This window comes from Curtobacterium ammoniigenes NBRC 101786 (assembly GCF_001571045.1).
In the GTDB taxonomy this organism is placed as follows: domain Bacteria; phylum Actinomycetota; class Actinomycetes; order Actinomycetales; family Microbacteriaceae; genus Curtobacterium; species Curtobacterium ammoniigenes.
On sequence record NZ_BCSV01000004.1, the window covers coordinates 150,016 to 167,565 of the forward strand.

Genomic DNA, 17,550 nt, shown 5'->3' on the forward strand with positions numbered 1-17,550 from the left:
CCAGTGGCGCCCTACGGCTTGATCGCGATATTGACCAGCTTCGGCGCGCGAACGATCACCTTGACGATCTCGCGCTCACCGATGTACCGACGAACTGCATGCGAATCGCGGGCCAAGCGTTCGAGCTCGCCGGCTTCGATCCCGGGCGCGACCTCGAACGAGTCGCGCACCTTGCCGTTCACCTGAACCACCGCGGTGACGGAATCCTGCACCAGCAGCGTGGGGTCGGGTTTGCGCCAACCGTATGTCGCGACGGACGCTTCATAGCCGAGCTTTGCCCACATCTCTTCCCCGGTGTACGGCGCGAATACCGAGAGACCGAGCGCGACTGTCTCCACCGCCTCACGGACCGCCGGGTCAGCGGGCCCCGGACCCTGGTCGACAGCTTTCCGCGTCACGTTGACCAGATCCATCAGACGCGCAATGACGACGTTGAACTTGAAGGACTCCATCAGCCCGGGCGCGTCTTGCAGGAATCGATGCGTCACCTGCCGCAGCGCTCGGTCGCCTTCGGCCCAGACAACGTCGGGAGCAGAACGAACGTCGACGGCGAGTCGGTAGGCGCGAGCGAGGAATCGCACGGAGGCCGCCGGCGAGACGTCTTCCCAGTTGATGTCGTCTTCCGGCGGTCCGGCGAAACCCATGACGAGTCGGATGGCGTCGACACCGTGCGCGTCGAGCTCGTCGCCGAGGGACACGCCTCCCTTCGACTTCGACATCTTCGAGCCGCCAGAGAGCACCATGCCCTGATTCAGGAGCGCCGAGAACGGCTCGGTGAAGTCGACGTAGCCGAGGTCGAAGAGCACCTTGGTGACGAAGCGCGCGTAGAGCAAGTGCAGAATGGCATGCTCGACGCCGCCGACGTACTGATCGACCGGCGCCCACATCCGGGCTCGTTCGGGGTCGAACGCCTGGGTGTCGTCGCGGGGCGACAGGAAGCGCAGGAAGTACCAGGAGGAGTCGACGAAGGTGTCCATCGTGTCCGCGTCACGACGCGCGGGTGATCCGTCGACCGGATTGGGCACGGTGACCCATTCGGTGGCGCCGCCGAGCGGCGACGTGCCCTTCGGCTTCAGGTCCAAGCCCGCGCTGTTCGGCAGGAGGACGGGGAGCTCATCCTCGGGGACCGGGTACTCGGTGCCGTCGGCGCCGTGGATGATGGGAATGGGGGTTCCCCAGAAACGCTGCCGCGAGATCAGCCAGTCGCGAAGTCGATACGTCTTCGCAGCGCGCCCGGCCCCGCGCTCCTCAAGGAGCTCGATCGCGGCCTGAATGGCATGCTGCTTCGACATCCCGTCAAGCGGACCGGAATTGATCATGCGCCCTTGCCCGGCGAGTGCAACACCGGTCGACTTCGGGTCGAGCGGCGGAAGATCGAGGTCGTCGATCGACGCACCCTCCGGAATCACCGGAATCGCGCCGGTGACCGGCGCGTTCGTGTCCACGACAACCCGGATCGGAAGGTCGAATACTCGCGCGAAGTCGAGGTCACGCTGGTCGTGGGCCGGCACTGCCATGACGGCGCCGTGGCCATAGTCCGCGAGCACGTAGTCGGCGGCCCAGATCGGCATCCGCTCCCCCGTGATCGGGTGAAGCGCATAGCGCCCGGTGAACACGCCCGTCTTCGGCCGATCGGCGTTCTGGCGGTCGATCTCGCTCGTGGCCTGCGTCTGCACGAGGTATTCGTCGAACGCGCGGCGGGTCGCATCGTCGACGCCCGCGTCAGCGACGAGCTCGGTCGCGAGGTCCGAATCGGGAGCGACAACGAGGAACGTCACGCCGAAGATGGTGTCCGGACGGGTCGTGAACACGGTGATCGGCTCAGATCGCCCCTCGATGACGAAGTCAACATCGGCGCCGACGGACCTGCCGATCCAGTTCCGCTGCATCGCGAGGACCTTTGCCGGCCAACGCCCCTCAAGCTGGTTGAGATCGTCGAGGAGCCGGTCGGCGTAGTCCGTGATCTTGAAGTACCACTGCGTCAGCTTCTTCTTGACGACCACCGCGCCCGAGCGATCGGATGTGCCGTCGGGCAGGACCTGCTCGTTCGCGAGAACGGTCTGATCGACCGGATCCCAGTTGACCCAGCTGTCCTTCCGGTACGCGAGGCCCTTCTCGTACATTTTCAGGAAGAGCCACTGATTCCACTTGTAGTACTCGGGGTCCGAGGTGTGAATCTCTGTGGTCCAGTCAAATGACGGCGCGTAGCGCTTGAAGGATTCCTTCTGCTGCTCGATGTTCGCGTACGTCCATTCGCGCGGATCGACGCCACGCTTGATCGCCGCGTTCTCCGCGGGGAGGCCGAACGAATCCCAACCGATCGGATGCAGGACGTTGAACCCCTGCTGCCGCCAATAGCGAGCGACGAAGTCTCCGAGCGCCCAGTTCTCGGCGTGCCCCATGTGAAGGTCACCGGACGGGTACGGGAACATCTCGAGAATGTACTTCCGCGGGCGGCGGTCGTCGGGGTCGACGGTGAAGAGACCCATCTGTTCCCACCGGGCCTGCCACTTCGCCTGGATGGCGCGGAAGTCGTAGGCGTGCGGGTCCTCGGCGTTCGGCTCGTTCGTCACTGTGCTCACATTCGATCGGGAGGCGCGGCGCGACCCACAGAGTCGGCGCCGGTCTCCAAGGATATCGGTCGCGCACTTCCCCGCCGTCCGCGGTCGAGGCCACCAGCTATAGACCGCGGCGGTAGACCTTCCGCCCTTCGCTTGGTCGCGCACCGTCGATGACGACCGGAACGACGGAGGGCGCCGGTCTCCCGACGCCCTCCGTGATCGCATGGATCGATCAGATCAGCCCATGCTGCTGCAAGAACTTCTTCGCGATCGCCGAGGTCTGCTGCTTGCCCACGGTGCTTTCCGAGTTCAGGGTGATCAGCGCGCTCGTCGTCAGATACTTGTCGACCTTCTCGATGTCGGCCTGCGCCTTGCTGTTGACCTTCTTCGACACGATCGGCGTCACATTCTGGGGAAGGATCAGGTTCTTCGGGTCCTTGAGCGTGACGAAGTTGTTCGCTTTGATGCTTGGGTCTGCGGTGTAGATATCTGCAAGTTGCACCGAGCCATCATTCAGCGCTTTGACCGTCAACGCGCCACCCGAGTCTTCGATGGCGGTGAATCCGACGGTGACGCCGTAATCCTTTTTCAGCCCGTCTGGCCCGTACGGTCGCGTCTTGAACTCCGAGTTCGCTCCGACCGTGAGGGGCACTGTCACCTTGCTGAGCTGCGCGAGCGATGTGACGCCCCACTTGTCCGAGAACGCCTTGGTGACGGTGTAGCTGTCCTGGTCGGTGGCCGGAGCTGCCGGAAGCGCGGTGATGGTCTTCGGCAGTGCCGTCTTCAGCCCCGCTGCGATCTGCGCCGGGCTTGACGCCGTCGACGACTTGTCGAAGTACTGCAGCAGGTTGCCGCTGTACTCGGGAAGGACGTCGATGTTGCCCTTCTCCATCTGCGGCAGATAAACCTCGCGCTGCCCGATGTTGTAGTCACGCTTCACGGTGAAGCCGTCGTGGGCGAGCACCTGCGCATACAGCTCGGCGATGATCGTGTTCGAGTAGTACTGCTGCGATCCGATGACGATCGTGCCAGCCGGCGCAGCGGACGCGGAAGAGCCGCTTGAAAGCGGATTGCCGGAAGAACACCCGACGAGTGCGGCCGTCACGCCGACGGCGAGCGCAGCGGCGAGTGCTGCGCGGATCTTGGTTGCTGTGATCACGAGGGGGTTCCTTCCAGGATGGGAGTAGACGACCGCGCGCGGCGGTTCCGACGACGAGAGCGGCCCTTCGCGGCGACTCCGGCCGGCACGACGGCCCGCTGGAGGATCGCGAGGAGGATCTCAAAGAGAATTGCGAGTGCGATGACGATGATTGAACCGCCGAGCATCTCCGGATAGTTCTGCACTTTCAGCCCACTGAAGAGATAGGTGCCGAGGCCGCCGGCGCCGACATACGCGGCGAGCGTCGCTGTTGCCACAACCTGGAGTACCGCCGCTCGGATGCCTCCGATGAGCAGCGGCAGTCCGAGTGGAATCTCGACCTTCCAGAGGATCTGCCACTCAGTCATGCCCATCGCTCGAGCCGCGTCGACCGTGACGGGGTCGACTGACTCGACCCCCGCATATGCCCCGGCGAGCACTGAGGGGACCGCGAGAATCACGAGTGCGATGAGTGGGGCTTGGAGACCGATTCCGAGCCAAAGGCCGAAAATCGTGAGCACACCCAGCGTCGGCAGTGCGCGAACGCCGCCGGACACCGAAATGGCGAAGCCTCGTGCGCGCCCAGTGTGTCCGACCGCGTACCCGATGGGAACGGCGATCAGCCCCGCGATAGCGACCGCAAGGAGCGTGATCCAGACCTGCTCCCACGCGAGCGCAGGAATGCCGCTCGGGCCGGGGTAGTTCGTCGGGTCGAAGACCCACGCGAATGCCTGTCCAATGATCATGACGCAACCGTCGATTCTCGTGGTGCCGCCGCACGCTTGCGCCCGGACGGGGTCGCCGTTCGATGCAACCACGGGAGGATAAGGCGCGCCAGCCCGACGAGGACTGCGTCGATCACGAACGCGAGGATCAGCACCATCACGATGCCGGAGAGAATTTCCTCGGGGATGCCCCGTTGGATTCCGTCAGTGAACAGTGAGCCAAGACTGATCACGCCGAGCACGGCACCCACTGTGGTCAACGAGATCGTCGACACTGCCACGACGCGGATGCCCGCGAGCAGCACAGGCCCGGCGAGCGGAAGTTCGACGCGGAAGAAGCGCTGCGCTGGCGAGTAGCCGATCGCGGAGGCAGCGTCAAGGATCGATGCATCGACACTCTCCAAGGCATCGGCCGTCGAGCGCACCATGAGCGCAAGACCGTAGAGGGTAAGCGCGATCACGATGTTGATCGGGTCCTGAATGTTCGTCCCGATGAGGCTCGGAAGCGCGATGAACAGGGGCAGGGACGGTATCGCATACAGCAAGGACGACACCGTGATGATCACTCCGCCCGCGCCGCGAGACACTCCTCGGACGGCGGCAGATTCGCTATTCGCGCGACGAAGACGGACGACGAGCCAACCGATCGGCACCGACAGCACGAAGCTCACGACGATCGGCGGGAGCGCCACCACAAGGTGCGCGAGCGTGTCGGACCAGATCGTGCCGAGGTTCGACAGCACCCAGTTCACCGCGTGCCCCCACCCTGCGCCGAAGCACCCGCGACATCCTCGGGGGATGCCGCGGCCTCTGAGGGCAGCTCGGATGCAGCGGGGGCGGGTGAAACCGGAACCGGTCCGGTCAGCACACCCGCCGCACGACCGTCGCCGTCGACGACGACCGGACCGGTCGGCGTCTGCTCGATTCGGAGGGCGCGGCGACCGCGACCAGCCCCGATGAACCGAGCGACGAAGTCATCGGCGGGGTCGGCGAGAATTTCCGCCGGCGTGCCCTGCTGCGCGATTTCGCCGCCCTTCTTGAGAATGACTACCTGGTCGCCGAGCTTGAACGCCTCGTCGATATCGTGCGTCACGAATACGACCGTCTTGCCGAGATCGCGCTGCAGACGAATCAACTCGTCTTGCAGGTCGTTTCGGACGAGCGGGTCGACGGCGCCGAACGGCTCGTCCATGAGGAGGATGTTCGGGTCGACGGCCAGCCCTCGCGCAACCCCGACGCGCTGCTGCTGTCCGCCGGAGAGCTGCGAGGGGTAGCGCTGGGCGAGCCCGCGATCAAGTCCGACCGTGTCCATCAGTTCCAACGCGCGCGCACGCGCCTGAGCTTTCGGGACGCCGGTGAGGAGCGGCACGGTCGCGATGTTGTCGACAACGCGGCGGTGCGGCAGGAGCCCAGAGTTCTGCATCACGTAGCCGATGCGGCGGCGCAGGCCCACTGCTGGGACCGCCGCGACGTCGTCGCCGTCGATCGCGACAACGCCGGAAGTGGGGTCGACCATGCGGTTGATCATCCGAAGCAGGGTTGTCTTACCGCATCCGCTCGATCCGACGAGGACAGTCGTGCTGCGCGATGGGATGACGAGACTGAAGTCGTCCACCGCTGTGGTGCCGTCAGGGTACGTCTTGCGTACCGAGCGGAACTCGATCATGGGGTGTCCTTCTGGTCGTCGGCTAGCCCGGCCCGCTTGACAGTACCCCTCGCCTCCGACATCGGTCGGGCCGATGTCATTCCGTGACACAGTCGTGACCGCCGATGAAGGCGTTCAACTGATCTGACTGCGGGTCTCCCCCGCGCGTGTTCCGGGAATCAGCCGGCGGCAGCCTCCGTGTCGATCACGGAGGAAAGGTAGCCCCGCGACATCGCGCGGTATTCATCGATGAGCGATCGATCCGGCCGCGAGGGGTCACGATGGGCTCGTGCCATGACGGCATGTGACGACTCGGCCAGGATCACGAATGCACGGCGCACTCGCTCGGTGTCGGGTATGCCGAACCGCTCGTGGAAGATCGTCACGACAGCGGCACCCAAGGAGGCGAGACGATCCTCATCGTCGTCGTCGGTCGCCACGTTCTCGCCAGAGAAGCGGATTGCGCGGAAGCCTGGCTCTGTCCGATACATATCGACGGTCATGTCGATGAGTGCGTCCGAGCCCTCCTGCCACGTCGACGCGCGGGACGCGTCGATGGCGGAGAGGAATCGATCACGCAGCCGTTGCGTGCACCGCATCGCGAGCGCCTCGACGACTGCGATGCGATCCGGGAAGTACCGGTAGACCGTTCCGATGGAGGCGCCGGCACGCTCGGCGACCATAGCCGTCGTGAGACGCTCCAGCCCGATCTCGTCGATGACCGCCGCGGCGGCGTCGAGGAGCGCGGTCAGCCGCGCCGAACTGCGGGCCTGGACCGGCTCATTCCTGAGCAGTGATGATCCCCCCGGCAGTGCGTTCGAAACCTCGGTGACGAGCACGTGTTCTCCTTGATAGCGCGCGATGCGCGACCGACTGACTTAGTACTCCGAAACTCTCGCAGAACTTGTCTGGCACTCACCTGCGACTCTCGGAACTCTCATGGAGTTGTTCTCGGGATTCGTCACGCGCTCATATCGGCGACCGGCTAACGGTACGTCTCCCGGCCCAGGTCGAACCAGGGCCGGAAGTCCATGGAATGATGGTCGGGTGCCCGACCGGACGCCCCAGGAACTCGCGCGAGTCGAGCCGATCCTCCACCGCGCTGCGCAGATCGAAGACGCTGTGCAAGATCTTCGCGAGCGCCGCGCCCGGTCCCGGGGAATGGTGCCCACCGTGATTCCGTACACGGGCTACGGCGCGCCCGGCTGGATCCGGGTGCTGTGCCGGGTGATCCTGACGCGGCGCGGACTCGCATCCGATGCCGCCTTCGAAGGCGTCAGAGGTTGGCGCAGCTTCACCTCCGTCGCCGTCGATGGGGCAACGGTCACCGTGACTGCAGGGGGTTCCAGCCATACTGTGCAGGCGGACCGCGGTGGCGTCGTCGACGCCAAGGTGCCGATCGATCTCGAGCCCGGCTGGCGCACGATCACACTGACCGCCGAAGGACTGCGCTCGGTGGTCGCGCACGTGTTCATCGTGGATCCCGAGACCCGGTTCGGCCTGCTCTCCGACGTCGACGACACCGTGATGGTCACCAGCCTGCCGCGGCCCCTCCTGGCGGCGTGGAACTCGTTCGTGCTCACCGAGCATGCGCGTCGCCCTGTGCCCGGGATGTCCGTTCTGTACGAGCGCGTGCTCGCGCAGCATCCGGGCGCCCCGGTCATTTACCTCTCCACGGGCGCATGGAACGTGGCACCGACACTCGAGCGATTCCTCACGCGCAACATGTACCCGGCCGGGACGATGCTCCTCACCGACTGGGGCCCGACGCACGATCGACTGTTCCGCAGCGGCCGTCTGCACAAGCAGGAGAGCCTTCGTCGCCTCGCAGATGACTTCCCGAACATCGAGTGGCTGCTCATCGGCGACGACGGCCAACACGACGAAGAGCTCTATGGCGAGTTCGTGAGCCAGCAGGCCGACCACGTGGCGGGGATCGCGATCAGACAGTTGTCGACGAGCGAGGCGGTACTCGCCGGCGGACGCTCTCGCGCGCAGGAACGCAACAAGTCCTCCGAAGCGCCCTGGATGTACGCACCCGACGGTGCTGGCATCTGGGAAGAGCTTGTACGCATCGGTCTCGTCGATCCCATCTAGCTAGCCCGGGTGGAGTCCACCCGGAACGAGCCCATCGAGCCGGACGGCACAGACCCTGAGGTCGGGACTGGTCGAACCAGTAGTGCCAGGTGGCTGGCGGATAGGCCAGGAGGCTGAACGGAGGGCTGAGCAGGCGCGCATGATCCGCGGCCGCCCACCTTCGCTCCGGCAGAACCGCAGAGGTCGGGCCCCGAAGCGCATGTGCTTCGGGGCCCGACCTTTGATCAGCCGCACCTGCGGCCGCGCAAGGAGGCGTCGCGTCAGGAGGACGACTCCCAGTCAGCGGGGCCACGAGATCCAGCCCGATACTCCTCAAGCGGCACGACATTCTTCCGCCACGCGTCGATCACTGGTTCGAGGATCTCCCAGCACCGTTCCGCGACGTCCCCGCGGATCGACAGCAGTGGATCGTCATGGAAGATGCCGTTGAGCACCTCGCCGTACGGGGTGAGCTCGCCATCACTGAATGACGAGCTGAGCACCATCTGGCCCATTTCGAACGGATTGCCGCCGCCGTTTGCTGAGACGCTCAACTCGATCTCGTCAGGGTTCAGCACGATCCGGAGTGTGTCGGTCTTCGGACGCCCACGAAGACCGGACGGCAATCGCGGTACCGGCTTGAACGTGATGAGAACTTCTTTGCGAGCGACGCCGAGTGCTTTTCCAGATCGGAGGGTGAACGGAACACCCGCCCAGCGTGCGTTGTCGACCTCGACCGTGACTTCGGCAAGGGTCTCGGTCTGCCGAGACGGCTCAACGCCCTTCTCATCGATGTAGGCCGGGAGGTCTTTTCCGCCGATCGCACCCGCTGTGTACCGAGCACGGCGCGACGCGATCGCCGGGTCTCCGCCGAGCAGGCGCGTCGAGCGAAGCACGCGCGCAAGGGATGAACGGAACTCGACGGCGTCGATCGCCGCGGGCGCATCCATCGTCACAAGACCGAGCACCTGCAGGAGGTGTGACTGGATCATGTCGATGAGTGCACCGGCCTCGTCGTAGTACTGCGCCCGATTTTCGAGCCCGAGAGTCTCGTCGTAGAAGACGTCCACTTTCTCGATGTTGTCAGCGTTCCAGATCGGCTCGAACAGGCGGTTCGCGAACCGCAGGCCGATGATGTTGAGCACCGTTGTCCGGCCCAGGAAGTGGTCGGTCCTGTGGATGCGGTCTTCCGGTACGAGGCCGAGGACCGAGTCGTTCAGCCGTCGTGCGCTCGCCGCATCGGTACCGAACGGCTTCTCGAACGCGAGCGTCGTCCCTTCCGGCAAGTCGACATGCTGGAGCGCCTCGCAGATCGCCGCAGCAATCTGGGGCGGCAGCGCAAAGTAGAGAACGGGCTCGGCATCGGCGGCATCGAAGAGCCGACGGAGGTGATCCGGGTCAGTCGGGTCGCCCTGGACAAATTCAGTGGTCGCCAGTGTCGCGTCAACCTCCGGGCCTTTCACGTCTTGCGACGCGAACGCCTTCTCCACCACCGAGCGCCATTGCTCCGGATTGCGCTCGCTTCGTCCGGTGCCGATCAGCTGGACGGGCACAGCGCGCCCGGATTGCAGGAACGTTCCGAGCCCGGGAAGAAGCAGCCGGGCCGCGAGATCCCCGGTCGCGCCGAAGACGATCAGTGTGCGCTTGTCAGTCACCTGCGGTGACTCCTTTCATCGGATGACGGCCTACTCGAGGAACAGATTGGGCCGCATTCCATTCCCGATTCATACGACGGGCGGCGCCGAAGCGGCGCCGCCCGTCAATCCGTGGGACTCGGTCAGTGACCGAAGTTCCCTCGGTAATACTCGTACACCCACCCGACCAGCGAAACCGCACCGAGCGCCATTCCGATGGACGAAATCCAAAAACCAGCGGCCACGCCGAGGAAGCAGATCGACGCTGAGCCTGCGAGCATGATCGGCCACCATGACCAGGGGCTGAAGTGGCCCTGCTCGGCATCTCCGTCCTCGATGTTGGCGTCTGGACGGTCCTCAGGGAGCGTGCCGCCTTGCGCTGAGAGCGTGCGCCCGAGGTAGAACGCGATGAAGACTCCGAAGACACCGGTCAGTCCGATCGCCACCGTGCCGACCCACTCCGGATGACCGTAGTACATGACCCCGAAGATCGTGTAGATGGCATCCGAGAGGAAGAAGAAGATCGCGATGATCCAGAACAGGTTGATGTTGGCGCGCATGGCGGCTTTTCACTACTCCTTGTGCGTCAGATCGATTGGCCGCTGCTCGCGCCCGGATTCTTGGTCCGTCCGATCCCGGCGTCGTGCACTGCGGCATCCGGAGCGTCAGAGAGGGGACCGAACCCGATCGGGATACCCGCTTCGGGGTGGTTCAGGTCGAATGCTGGCGACTCGGACCGGATGCGAGGGATGGACGTGAAGTTGTGCCGCGGCGGCGGGCACGACGTCGCCCACTCGAGCGAGCGTCCGTAGCCCCACGGGTCGTTTACGGCGACCTTTGGCGCGTTCCGCGCGGTGACGTACACGTTGAAGACGAACGGAATCATCGAGATTCCGAGCAGCATCGCGCCGATCGTCGACAGCTGATTCATCCACGTGAACCCGTCCTGTGGCAGGTAGGTCGCGTACCGACGGGGCATCCCGATGACGCCGAGCCAGTGCTGGATCAGGAAGGTCGTGTGGAAGCCGATGAACAGCAGCCAGAAGTGGATCTTGCCCAGCCGCTCATTGAGCATCTTGCCCGTCCACTTGGGCCACCAGAAGTAGAACCCGGAGAACATCGCGAAGACCACGGTTCCGAAGACGACGTAGTGGAAGTGCGCAACCACGAAGTAGGAGTCGGATAGCGCGAAGTCGAGCGGCGGTGAGGCGAGGATGACGCCCGTCAGACCACCGAAGGTGAAGGTGATCAGGAAGCCGATCGCCCAGAGGATGGGCGTTTCGAACGTCACCGATCCCCGCCACATCGTTCCGACCCAGTTGAAGATCTTCACGCCGGTGGGCACCGCGATCAGCATCGTCATGAGCGAGAACCAGGGCAGCAGAACTGCACCGGTTACGTACATGTGGTGCGCCCAGACCGTCACGGACAGCGCTGCAATCGAGATGGTCGCGTAGACCAGCGTCTTGTACCCGAACACCGGCTTCCGGCTGAAGACCGGGAACACCTCGGTCACGATCCCGAAGAACGGGAGCGCGATGATGTACACCTCTGGGTGCCCGAAGAACCAGAACAGGTGCTGCCAGAGCAGCGCTCCGCCGTTTGCGGGATTGAAAATTTGCGCGTGGAACACGCGGTCGAGCCCGAGCCCGAACAGCGCCGCTGCGAGGACCGGGAACGCCATCAGAACGAGCAGTGACGTGACCAGCGTGTTCCACGTGAAGATCGAGAGCCGGAACATCGTCATTCCGGGGGCGCGCATCGTGATGATCGTTGTGACGAAGTTGACGGCGCCCAAGATGGTCGAGAATCCGGTCAGGCCGAGACCGAACACCCAGAGCGAACCGCCGAGCCCGGGTGTGAAAGTCGTGTCCGACAGCGGCGCATACGCAAACCACCCGAATGACGCGGCGCCCTGTGGTGTCAGGAAACCGCCGACAACGACCAGGCCTCCGAAGAAGTAGAGCCAGAACGCGAATGCATTGAGGCGCGGGAACGCGACGTCAGGGGCGCCAAGCTGGAGCGGCATGACCGCGTTTGCGAATCCCGAGAACAGTGGCGTCGCGAAGAGCAGCAGCATGATCGTGCCATGCATGGTGAAGAGCTGGTTGTACTGCTCTTTGGTCGCGACGATGTTCAAGCCCGGCTCGAAGAGCTGCGCACGAATCACCAGTGCCATCACTCCGGCGAGGAGGAAGTACAAGAAGGAGGTGATCAGGTACATGTACCCGATCGTCTTGTGGTCAGTGGACGTGATCCACTGGACGATCACGTTGCCCTTCCGCCCCACACGCGACGCTTGATAGCCCGGCGCCGCGGTCGGAGCAGATTGGCCGACGAAAGAAGTGGTCATCGGTGTGCGCCTTACTTGTTTGCACCTGACGCCTGGACGGGCGTCACATTGTTCGGCTGATTCGTGTTGGTGTTGTACTCGCTCCCGAGCAGACCCACGTTCCCGGCCTTCTTCAGCGAAGCCAGGTAGGTGTCGTACTGCTGAGGGGTCACGACCTTCACCTGGAACAGCATCAGCGAGTGGTACTCGCCGCAGAGCTCCGCGCATTTGCCGGCGTAGGTTCCGAGCTTCTCGGGGATCACGTATTCGTCGTTGAGTCGACCCGGGATCATGTCCTTCTTGTAGAGGAAGTCGATGATCCAGAAGGAGTGGTTGACGTCACGCGACGAGAGTTCGATCCGCACCTTCTTGCCCTGCGGGAGATACAGGGTGGGCAGCTCGTTCGTCTTGATCGCACCGTTCGCACCCTGGATCTCCTGGGCTTGGATCCCTTGGGTGTAGACACTCTGGTTCGGATTGCTCGTGTCGATGTAGTTGAAGTCCCACGCCCAGCGCTTGCCGTAGACGTGGATCGTCGCGTCCGGGTGAGCGAACGGCTTCTCGATGGCGGCCTGGTCTTTCGCCGTGAACGCGAAGAACCCCAGGACCAGGATCAGCGGGACGACCGTGTAGAAGATCTCGACCGGCATGTTGTAGCGCAGCTGGATGGGCAGGCCAGTCTGACCCTTCCGCCGACGGAACATGACCGCGGCCCAGATGATCAGGATCCAGACGATCAACCCCACGAGCAGGAGGACGATCCAACTCGTCACCCAGAGACCGACGACGCTCGAGGTGTGATTCGTCGTGTTGACCGTCGTATTCGTGCCGGGAAGCCAGCCGTGCAACTGCTCCTGCGTGCAGCCGGCCAGTGCGACGACCAGACCGACAGCCAGCGGAATGACTGCCCAACGTTTACGGCGATTCGAACGCACTATTACCTCTCGGAAGGTCGTGAAGCGGGGATCCCGGTGCCGGTTTTGGTCGACGCACGGTCTGTCCCAGCTTCGTTGGAACAACTCCTAGCCTACTCGCAGCGACAGGCGCCTCGTGCACGGGCCGCGCGTGTATGGCCGCCTTCTGATCCGCTCAGAGACTGGTCTCCAACGCGCTGCGCAGCCCCATCACAGCGGTCGGAAGGACGGCGTACGCCCGTTCGTCTCGCCCATGGATCGAACCGTGCTCACCCCGCGTACGGAGCGAGTCAGTGGAAGCTGTCGCCGCATGCGCAGCTGCCCTGCGCGTTGGGATTGTCGATGGTGAAGCCCTGCTTCTGGATGGTGTCTTCGAAGTCGATCGTCGCGCCGTCCAGGTACGGGACACTCATCCGGTCGACCACGACCTCGACGCCGTCGAAGGACGCGACCGCGTCGCCGTCAAGCAGTCGCTCATCGAAGTAGAGCTGATAGATGAGTCCGGAGCAGCCGCCCGGTTGAACGGCGAGCCGCAGCCGAAGGTCATCGCGGCCTTCTTGAGCGAGCAGGCTGGCCACCTTGCTCGCAGCGGCATCCGAGAGCAGAACGCCGTGGACCGGCGTCTCGACCGGCGCGTCCGGCTTCGTGGTGATGGTGGTGTCGGTCATTGCCGTCTCCCTCTTCTGCGGTGCGCTTCACACGCCTGTCTCGATTGTAAGCACGGGTGCCGACAGCGCCGGCAGGTCCACCGCCCTGCCGGCGATGGGCATCCCGACGGGACGTGTGACCGGGTCAGCCTTGGTCGCGGAGCGCAAGCCGGACGAGAAGGATCGCTTCCGCCGTGATGCCTCGATGGAGGACACCGAGATGCAGGGACTCGTTCGGGCTGTGGGCCCGCGTGTCGGGGTCTTCGACACCGGTGATGAGAATCTGCGCGTCCGGGAACTGTTGCGCGAGGTCCGAAACGAACGGAATCGAGCCTCCGATCCCCTGCTCGACCGGCTCGGCACCCCATCCTTCGCGCATGGCTGTGCGGGCCTCCTGCACTGCCCATCCGCGCGTGTCCACCAGGAAGCCGTCACCGGTGTCGAGGTCGGAAATCGTCACGTGTGCGCCGAACGGGACATTGGACCGGACGTGGCGATCAATTGCGTCAAAGGCCTCGCGCGCGCTCTGCCCCGGGGCGACGCGCACCGACACGCGCGCAGATACGGTCGGAAGAAGCGTATTCGACGCGTTCGCCACACTCGGGATATCCATACCCGTGACGGTGATCGACGGCTGATACCACATGCGCCCCAGCACCGGGCCCGTTCCAACAGGTTGCACGCCGGGGAGGAATGCAGCCTCGGCCGCAAGCTGATCGGTGGACCGCTCGGGAACCGGACCGTCATATGACCGCAGCCCCTCGACCGCTGGCTGTCCATCGGGCGCGTGGAACGACGCGAGAAGCCGAGCCATCGGAATCATGGCGTCCGGAGCGGCGCCGCCGAACATCCCGCTGTGCGACGCGTGCTCAAGGGTGCTGACCGTCAACTTGAAGGTGACGTTGCCGCGAAGGGTCGCGGTGATGGCGGGAACCTCCGTCGACCAGTTGTCGCTGTCAGCGACGATGATCACGTCAGCAGCGAGGGCATCGTGCTGTTCACGGAGGAAGGTTGCGAAGGACCTGGAGCCGGCCTCTTCCTCTCCCTCGACAAAGAGCACGATGCCGAGGTCTGGGTCATCGCCGAGGACCGCGCGGAGCACACGGAGTGCGGCGATGTGCGTCACGACGCCGGCTTTGTCGTCGGCAGCACCACGCCCGTACAGGCGCTCGCCGCGCAGCGTGGGTTCGAACGGTGGCGTTTCCCACAGCGCATCATCGCCCTGCGGCTGCACATCGTGGTGCGCATAGAGCATGACGGTCGGCCGCCCGTCCCGTGCACCACGGGTTGCAAGCACCGCAGGCTGCCCGAGCGACGGCTCTCCTGTCGCGCTATCAGCATCGTCAGCGCCGCCGGACTCCGCGGATCGGACGATGCGGACATCGTCGAACAACCCTGTGCTCGTTGCGAGTTCGACGACCGCCTCAGCGCTCCGCTGGACCTGGGACTGATCGAACGCAGGCCATGAGACCGATGGAATCCGCACGAGGCGCGAGAGGTCCGCGATCGTCGCGGGGAGGCCCGCATGCGCCTGTTCGCGTACGGCGTCGAGCAGGGACGCATCGGTGGCGGGTGCGGACTGTGCGGGTTCGGTCATGCCGGTAATCTTAGGAGGCGGCCCGTGGCGGCCTGAGGGTCGACCTCGGAGCCGGTGCGAACGGAGCGCGATACGGATCGAGGAACACCGTGGCCAAAGCGGCACCGAAGACGAACACGACGACGACCCAGGCGGACGGGCCGACAGGTCCGGGCAAGGGTCGTCCGACGCCGAGCCGTCGCGAGCGCGAAGCAGCGAATCGTCGACCGCTCGTCGGCGCCACCCCCGCGGACCGAAAGGCCGCTCGCGCTCGGCTCAATCAGGAGCGTGATCGGGCTCGTGCCGGTATGGCGAACGGAGAGGAGCGATACCTCGCCGCGCGGGACCGCGGTGAGCAGCGACGATTCGTTCGCGACCACATCGACGCGCGATGGAACCTCGGCGAGGTCATGCTGCCGATCATGTTCATCGTCCTGCTGACATCCACGGTCGGCGGCGCGCTCGCGAACATCGCGATGCTGCTCATCTGGGCGTTCGTCGCGCTCTTCGCACTCGACGCGTTCATCACCTGGCGCATTCTCGGCCGCAAACTCACCGCGAAGTTCGGTTCGGTTCAGCGCGGCACCTTCTGGTACATCGTGAATCGCTCGTTCCAGATGCGATTCCTGCGGCTGCCGAAGCCGCAGGTCAAGCGCGGCGAGTACCCGAAGTAGCGGGCGCGTCCGGCTGGTGCCGGGAGGCCGCTGCCTGTGCACGCGCCTTCCGAGACACGGCACGGCGCCGTTCCCGATTGATGCGCATCGCCCACGTTGGTCCCTCGTAGAGGAACGCCGTGTAGCCCTGCACGAGCGTTGCCCCCGCATCGAGCCGGTCCTGCACATCTTGGGCGCTCGTGACTCCCCCGACCGCGATGACGCACATCTCTGGGGGGACCGCGCTTCGAACCCGCCGCAACACCGTGAGTGCGCGATCACGCAACGGCGCGCCGGACAGCCCTCCGTCGCCGATCGACGAGATCGTGTCGGACGACGTCTGTAGCCCCTCGCGCCCGATGGTGGTGTTCGTCGCGATCAGTCCGGCAAGCCCAAGCTCAACGGCGAGTTGCGCAATCCCATCGATCTGGTCGTCGGTGAGGTCCGGGGCGATTTTGACGAGGACCGGAGTACTGCCGGCCGCCTCCTGAACAGCGCTGAGAAGCGGGCGGAGCTGATCGATCGCTTGCAACCCGCGGAGGCCCGGAGTGTTCGGGGAGCTGACGTTCACGGCGAGGTAATCCGCGAACCGTGCGAGCGTGCGCGTCGAGGTGACATAGTCCTCCGTCGCCGCGTCGACGCTCACGACTCGGCTCTTACCGATGTTGACGCCGATGACCGGCCGGCCGGGACGACGACGCGCACGCTCGAGTCGACGCGCGACTCGATCCGCACCATCGTTGTTGAAGCCCATCCGATTGATCAGCGCGCGGTCCGCAATCAGTCGGAACAGGCGAGGTCGCTCATTGCCTGGCTGCGCTCGTGCGGTGACAGTGCCGACTTCGACGTGCCCGAACCCGAGCAACCCGAGCCCTGCGATTCCCTTCGCGTCTTTGTCGAAGCCCGCAGCAAGGCCGAACCGCGATGGAAAGTGAATGCCCATGGTCGTGACGCCGTCCGCGGCTCCCGGCCGACCGTAGTGCTCGAGCACGCCGCGGATGATCGGGATCCGCGGAAGGACCCGGATGACAGCGAACGCCAGATGATGCGCGCGCTCAGGATCCATCGGCGCGAACACGACGCGGAAGACGATTCGGTACGCGTTGCGGACGAAGGCCTCCGCCATTCCCGCGCTCATGCTCGCTCGTCCGCAGCGTCGACCGTGCCATGGTGATCGACTCGAAGCTGACCGATCGCGTCCTCGAAGTCTTCGAGCGACTCGAACGCTTGGTACACGCTTGCGAATCGAAGGTAGGCGACCTCGTCGAGCTCACGGAGCGGTGCGAGAATTGCCAGACCGATTTCGTTCGCGTCGACCTGGCTCGCCCCAGAAGCGCGAACGGTCTCCTCGACCTTCTGGGCGAGGATGGCCAGATCACCATCGGTGACCGGCCGCCCCTGACAGGCCTTCCGTACGCCGGAGATGATCTTCTCGCGGCTGAACGGTTCGAGAACGCCATTCCGCTTCACAACGTTGAGGCTCGCTGTTTCCGTCGTCGAGAACCGACGCCCGCAGTTCGGGCATTGACGACGTCGGCGGATCGCCGTGCCGTCGTCGGTGGTGCGCGAGTCGACGACGCGCGAGTCAGGATGGCGACAGAACGGGCAGAACATGGTCGGATCAGGCTACCGGGTCGCGGTCAGACGCT

At 64.8% G+C, this 17,550-nt stretch carries 16 protein-coding genes; 2 read left to right on the forward strand and 14 right to left on the reverse strand.

Features of this window, described 5'->3' with window-relative positions:
* Nucleotides 1-11: 11 nt before the first annotated feature.
* The 6 genes from leuS to CAM01S_RS09795 form a co-directional block, all read right to left on the reverse strand.
* Nucleotides 12-2,573, reverse strand: coding sequence for a leucine--tRNA ligase (gene leuS / locus CAM01S_RS09770; protein WP_157071532.1), 2,562 nt, complete (start codon nt 2,571-2,573; stop codon nt 12-14).
* Nucleotides 2,574-2,793: 220 nt separating this feature from the next.
* A complete protein-coding gene (locus CAM01S_RS09775) occupies nt 2,794-3,720 on the reverse strand; it encodes an ABC transporter substrate-binding protein (RefSeq protein ID WP_083527923.1) in 927 nt (308 codons plus the stop codon).
* Nucleotides 3,717-4,445, reverse strand: coding sequence for an ABC transporter permease (locus CAM01S_RS09780; protein WP_066520416.1), 729 nt, complete (start codon nt 4,443-4,445; stop codon nt 3,717-3,719). Before CAM01S_RS09780 ends, CAM01S_RS09775 begins: the two co-directional genes overlap by 4 nt.
* Nucleotides 4,442-5,176 (reverse strand): ABC transporter permease, encoded by a 735-nt coding sequence (locus tag CAM01S_RS09785; protein WP_066520419.1) that lies wholly within the window; start codon nt 5,174-5,176, stop codon nt 4,442-4,444. Before CAM01S_RS09785 ends, CAM01S_RS09780 begins: the two co-directional genes overlap by 4 nt.
* Nucleotides 5,173-6,090, reverse strand: coding sequence for an ABC transporter ATP-binding protein (locus CAM01S_RS09790; RefSeq protein ID WP_066520421.1), 918 nt, complete (start codon nt 6,088-6,090; stop codon nt 5,173-5,175). Before CAM01S_RS09790 ends, CAM01S_RS09785 begins: the two co-directional genes overlap by 4 nt.
* Nucleotides 6,091-6,248: 158 nt before the next feature.
* Nucleotides 6,249-6,908, reverse strand: a complete 660-nt coding sequence (locus CAM01S_RS09795) for a TetR/AcrR family transcriptional regulator (protein ID WP_066520426.1) — start codon at nt 6,906-6,908, stop codon at nt 6,249-6,251.
* Nucleotides 6,909-7,116: 208 nt separating this feature from the next.
* On the opposite strand from CAM01S_RS09795, the gene CAM01S_RS09800 reads away from it, so the two are divergent.
* A complete protein-coding gene (locus tag CAM01S_RS09800) occupies nt 7,117-8,166 on the forward strand; it encodes an App1 family protein phosphatidate phosphatase (protein WP_066520428.1) in 1,050 nt (349 codons plus the stop codon).
* A gap of 260 nt (nt 8,167-8,426) precedes the next feature.
* Here the strand turns inward: CAM01S_RS09800 and CAM01S_RS09805 are convergent, their stop codons facing one another.
* The 6 genes from CAM01S_RS09805 to CAM01S_RS09830 all read right to left on the reverse strand — a co-directional run bounded on the left by CAM01S_RS09805 (nt 8,427) and on the right by CAM01S_RS09830 (nt 15,269).
* Nucleotides 8,427-9,800 (reverse strand): glucose-6-phosphate dehydrogenase, encoded by a 1,374-nt coding sequence (locus tag CAM01S_RS09805; RefSeq protein WP_066520430.1) that lies wholly within the window; start codon nt 9,798-9,800, stop codon nt 8,427-8,429.
* 122 nt (nt 9,801-9,922) lie between these two features.
* The gene (locus CAM01S_RS09810; protein ID WP_066520434.1) at nt 9,923-10,339 is read right to left on the reverse strand and encodes a cytochrome c oxidase subunit 4; all 417 of its coding nucleotides are present in this window, start codon (nt 10,337-10,339) and stop codon (nt 9,923-9,925) included.
* A gap of 26 nt (nt 10,340-10,365) precedes the next feature.
* Nucleotides 10,366-12,132: an aa3-type cytochrome oxidase subunit I gene (gene ctaD / locus CAM01S_RS09815; RefSeq protein ID WP_066520442.1), complete on the reverse strand. Its 1,767-nt coding sequence runs from the start codon at nt 12,130-12,132 to the stop codon at nt 10,366-10,368.
* Between the two features lie 11 nt (nt 12,133-12,143).
* A complete protein-coding gene (ctaC, locus tag CAM01S_RS09820; RefSeq protein ID WP_066520445.1) occupies nt 12,144-13,046 on the reverse strand; it encodes an aa3-type cytochrome oxidase subunit II in 903 nt (300 codons plus the stop codon).
* A gap of 269 nt (nt 13,047-13,315) precedes the next feature.
* A complete protein-coding gene (locus tag CAM01S_RS09825; protein WP_066520447.1) occupies nt 13,316-13,693 on the reverse strand; it encodes a HesB/IscA family protein in 378 nt (125 codons plus the stop codon).
* A gap of 124 nt (nt 13,694-13,817) precedes the next feature.
* The gene (locus tag CAM01S_RS09830; RefSeq protein WP_066520448.1) at nt 13,818-15,269 is read right to left on the reverse strand and encodes a dipeptidase; all 1,452 of its coding nucleotides are present in this window, start codon (nt 15,267-15,269) and stop codon (nt 13,818-13,820) included.
* 89 nt (nt 15,270-15,358) lie between these two features.
* Here CAM01S_RS09830 and CAM01S_RS09835 point away from each other — a divergent pair, with 89 nt between their 5' ends.
* Complete coding sequence (locus tag CAM01S_RS09835) at nt 15,359-15,922, forward strand: DUF3043 domain-containing protein (RefSeq protein WP_066520449.1); 564 nt, start codon at nt 15,359-15,361, stop codon at nt 15,920-15,922.
* Here CAM01S_RS09835 and CAM01S_RS09840 read toward each other — a convergent pair.
* Nucleotides 15,897-17,039 (reverse strand): quinone-dependent dihydroorotate dehydrogenase, encoded by a 1,143-nt coding sequence (locus tag CAM01S_RS09840; protein WP_245631601.1) that lies wholly within the window; start codon nt 17,037-17,039, stop codon nt 15,897-15,899. The two genes, CAM01S_RS09835 and CAM01S_RS09840, sit on opposite strands and share 26 nt — an antisense overlap.
* Complete coding sequence (nrdR, locus tag CAM01S_RS09845) at nt 17,036-17,515, reverse strand: transcriptional regulator NrdR (RefSeq protein WP_066520454.1); 480 nt, start codon at nt 17,513-17,515, stop codon at nt 17,036-17,038. Before nrdR ends, CAM01S_RS09840 begins: the two co-directional genes overlap by 4 nt.
* Between the last annotated feature and the right edge of the window lie 35 nt (nt 17,516-17,550).

What these genes read in the sequence shown, in the direction of transcription:
- CAM01S_RS09840 (WP_245631601.1), bottom strand. Translation starts at nt 17,039, where the DNA reads ATGAGCGCGGGAATGGCGGAGGCCTTCGTCCGCAACGCGTACCGAATC.
- CAM01S_RS09825 (WP_066520447.1), bottom strand. Translation starts at nt 13,693, where the DNA reads ATGACCGACACCACCATCACCACGAAGCCGGACGCGCCGGTCGAGACG.
- CAM01S_RS09810 (WP_066520434.1), bottom strand. Translation starts at nt 10,339, where the DNA reads ATGCGCGCCAACATCAACCTGTTCTGGATCATCGCGATCTTCTTCTTC.
- CAM01S_RS09830 (WP_066520448.1), bottom strand. Translation starts at nt 15,269, where the DNA reads ATGACCGAACCCGCACAGTCCGCACCCGCCACCGATGCGTCCCTGCTC.
- CAM01S_RS09790 (WP_066520421.1), bottom strand. Translation starts at nt 6,090, where the DNA reads ATGATCGAGTTCCGCTCGGTACGCAAGACGTACCCTGACGGCACCACA.
- ctaD (WP_066520442.1), bottom strand. Translation starts at nt 12,132, where the DNA reads ATGACCACTTCTTTCGTCGGCCAATCTGCTCCGACCGCGGCGCCGGGC.
- nrdR (WP_066520454.1), bottom strand. Translation starts at nt 17,515, where the DNA reads ATGTTCTGCCCGTTCTGTCGCCATCCTGACTCGCGCGTCGTCGACTCG.
- CAM01S_RS09780 (WP_066520416.1), bottom strand. Translation starts at nt 4,445, where the DNA reads ATGATCATTGGACAGGCATTCGCGTGGGTCTTCGACCCGACGAACTAC.